The organism is Bradyrhizobium sp. AT1 (assembly GCF_001590795.1).
Taxonomy (GTDB): domain Bacteria; phylum Pseudomonadota; class Alphaproteobacteria; order Rhizobiales; family Xanthobacteraceae; genus Bradyrhizobium.
This window is the reverse complement of the sequence record NZ_JXDL01000001.1, coordinates 6,612,276-6,614,069: the sequence shown is the minus strand read 5'-3', so window position 1 is coordinate 6,614,069 and position 1,794 is coordinate 6,612,276. Positions and strand designations below refer to the sequence as shown.

The following is a 1,794-nucleotide window of genomic DNA, read 5'->3' as shown; positions in this document are numbered from 1 at the left end:
CCGGGACCGCTCGCGAAGGCGGACTGAAACACACCCTTGAGTTCTTCGGCCTGGTCCGAGGTCAGCGTCCCGTTCGACACCTCGTTCGAGATCAGGTCGTCGATCTTCGACTGCATGTCCTCCTTGGAGGGGCGCGTGCCGCTCGACCCATCGCTCGACCGGCCCTGCTGGAGTGCCGTGTCGATGTCGGTCAGCGCCGTCGAGAGCGCGGACTGGTCCGACGACGAAATCGTGCCGGCGGAGACTTCCGATTGCAATTGCTGCTGCAGCCGCTGCAGCGGTGACTGGATGTTGCCGGCGGAGGCCGCCGAAATCGAGGTCATGATGGCTCCGTGGGTTTTGCGGGGTTTCAACGCTGCCCACGCCACGGTATGGTTAACGGCCTTAACGAGATCTTGCCGCTCCGGCGCCGTGCGATTGCCGCCTGTTGCGGGACGCCGGACAGAAACAATCCGAAACAAAAATCTTCGCCATTTGGCCCGAATCTTGGACAAACAAAGCGCATGGCCATTCCCAATCCCAACATCCTGGTCGTCGAGGATGACCGCGAAACACGGACGTTGATTGCGAAGTACCTGCGCAACAACGCCTGCAACGTTACCGCCGTGAGCGATGGGCGCGAGATGTCGCGCGCCCTGGCCGATCACCGCGTCGACCTCATCATCCTCGACGTCATGCTGCCGGGCGAGGACGGGCTCAGCCTGTGCCGCAAGGTGCGTGCCGAGGCACAGACGCCGATCATCATGCTGACCGCGCGCGGCGAGGACGTCGATCGCATCGTCGGCCTCGAGATGGGCGCGGACGACTACCTGCCGAAACCCTTCAACCCGCGCGAGCTGCTCGCCCGCATCAACGCGGTACTGCGCCGCCAGGCCGCGGCGCAAGCGGCGAGCTCGATCGAGGGCGCCTCCACGCTTGCCTTCGAGGGCTGGCACATCGATCTGCGCCTGCGCGAGTTGCGCAATCCGGAAGGTGCGCGCGTCGCGGTGACCAGCGCCGAATTCGATCTCCTGCGCACCTTCTGCGAACGGCCCGGCCGCGTGCTGTCGCGCGACAGCCTGCTCGACCTCACGCAAGGGCGCAACACCGGCTCGTTCGAGCGCTCCATCGACGTGCTGGTCAGCCGCATCCGCCGCAAGATCGAGCCCAACCCGGCCGATCCCACCATGATCAAGACGGTACGCTCCGGCGGCTATCTGTTCACGCCAAGGACCGAGCCGACAAGGACTGAACCAGCAAGGATTGAAGCGGTTGCGGCGCCCCTGAGCAATTGAGGGGGCCGCGACGATGAAGCCGTTCGGATTCTTCCACCTCAAGGGTATCGGCGGGCAGATCGCCGCGCTGGTGCTGGCTTCGACCGTCGCGCTCCATCTCGTCGTCACCACCGCGTTCCTGATCAGCCGGCCGGACCGCCCCGACACGCCGCCGGACGGGGCCCATCAACTGGTCGATGCGGCGCTGCTGCTCGGCGCGGCCGAGCCCGCCGAGCGTCCACGCCTCGTCGCCGATCTCGCGCGCGCCTTCCCTAACCTCGGCATCGAAATGCTCGCGCCCGGCACCGCGAGCTTTGAGGAGAGCGACAGCCTGCACGGGATACGCCGTCATCTCGGGCGCGGCTACAAGGCGCTGCAGCTTGCCCCGGACGGTGCCGTGCTTCGCGTCGGCGTCGAACTGCCCGACGGCACCGTGATCGGCGGCCGCGTCGATCGCGGGCCGCGGCCGTGGTTCTGGGGCGCCCCGTGGCTGATGGCGCTGATGACCGCCTTCATCTGCGTCAGCGTGCTCGGCCTGTGG

General features: G+C 66.8%; 1 protein-coding gene and 2 pseudogenes. 2 read left to right on the top strand and 1 reads right to left on the bottom strand.

Annotation, left to right across the window (positions count from 1 at the left end; genetic code table 11):
- Positions 1-323, bottom strand: a pseudogene (locus tag SE92_RS30700) (hypothetical protein); the annotation flags it as partial.
- 180 nt (positions 324-503) lie between these two features.
- On the opposite strand from SE92_RS30700, the gene SE92_RS30695 reads away from it, so the two are divergent.
- Both SE92_RS30695 and SE92_RS37275 read left to right on the top strand, forming a co-directional pair.
- Positions 504-1,274, top strand: coding sequence for a response regulator (locus SE92_RS30695; RefSeq protein ID WP_063201985.1), 771 nt, complete (start codon positions 504-506; stop codon positions 1,272-1,274).
- 13 nt (positions 1,275-1,287) lie between these two features.
- A pseudogene (locus tag SE92_RS37275) lies at positions 1,288-1,794 on the top strand (ATP-binding protein); the annotation flags it as partial.

Coding starts and splice junctions, on each gene's coding strand:
- SE92_RS30695 (WP_063201985.1), top strand. CDS start 504: ATGGCCATTCCCAATCCCAACATCCTGGTCGTCGAGGATGACCGCGAA.